Genomic DNA, 1,189 nt, shown 5'->3' with positions numbered 1-1,189 from the left:
CAGGTGTGGCCGAGCCTGGCGAGACGCTCACCTATACGGTGGCGCTGACCAATAGCGGTGCGGTGGCAGCCCTTCACGACCTCACTGACAATATCGACGACAACACCACCTATGTGGCGGGCTCCAGCTCGGGCACGGCCAATGCGGGCGAGCCTGATTCGGCGGCCGATCCGCTCGTCTGGAACGATGTCATCGTCCCGGCGAATGGCTCCGTGACGGTGGTCTACCAGGTGCTTGTCGCCGACCCGCTCGACCTGAGCGTGACGGAGATCCGCAACGCAGCGACCGACGACTGCACGGTCAATCCGAATGCCTGCGTGGTGACGCCGACGCCCGAGGCGGATCTCGCAATCACCAAGGATGACGGAAGCCCCGGCTACGAGCCCGGCGAGGATGTCGTCTACACGATCGTGGTCACCAACAACGGCCCGCAGGATGTGCAGGGTGCGCTGGTGAACGATCCGCTTCCCTCCGGCGTCACGAGCGCGACCTGGAGCTGCGGCAGCCCAACGGGTGGCGCAAGCTGCGGCGCGCCGGGCAGTGTTACGGGTCCGATCGTCGACGCACCGGTGGACCTGCCTGTGGGCGGGACGGTGACGTTCGAGCTCACGATCAGCGTGCCGGACGGCAAAACCGGCGAGATGATCAACACGGCGACCGTCACCAGCCCCGCGGGCATTCCTGATCGCGATCTCTCCAACAACACGGCGCGGGACCGGGGCGTTTACCCGCTGGTCGAGACGGTTAAGGCACTTACCGGCGAAAGCGGCGCGATCAACGGTGTCGCCGAGCCCGGCGAGACACTCACCTACACGCTGACGCTCACCAATCTGGAACCCTTTGAGATCCAGTACGATCCCTTCGACAATATCGACGACAACACAACCTATGTGGCCGGTTCGACGCAGGGCACCGCGGGTGCCAGCGAGCCGGATCAGGCAAGCGATCCGCTTGTATGGACCGGTATCACCATCGCACCGAGCGGCGTCGTCACCATCACCTACCAGGTGGTCGTCGCCGACCCGATCCCTGCCGGTGTTTCGGAGATCCGCAACGCAGCCACGGAAGACTGCGCGGCCGCTCCGGACGCCTGCGTCGTGACGCCGATCCCATTCGATATTGCCAAGGAAAAGCAGCTTGCGGGCGAAAGCGGCACGCTGGCCGGCATCGCCGAACCGGGCGAGACGCT

General features: G+C 65.3%; 1 protein-coding gene. It reads left to right on the top strand.

The window, feature by feature from the left end; genetic code table 11:
* Positions 1-1,189: DUF11 domain-containing protein (locus LY631_RS20290; protein ID WP_274427438.1), on the top strand; the 1,189-nt coding region annotated here is incomplete at both ends.

Source organism: Chelativorans sp. YIM 93263, from assembly GCF_028767125.1.
In the GTDB taxonomy this organism is placed as follows: domain Bacteria; phylum Pseudomonadota; class Alphaproteobacteria; order Rhizobiales; family Rhizobiaceae; genus Chelativorans.
Note: the sequence above shows the minus strand (reverse complement) of the source record. Positions and strands in the feature narration are given on the sequence as shown.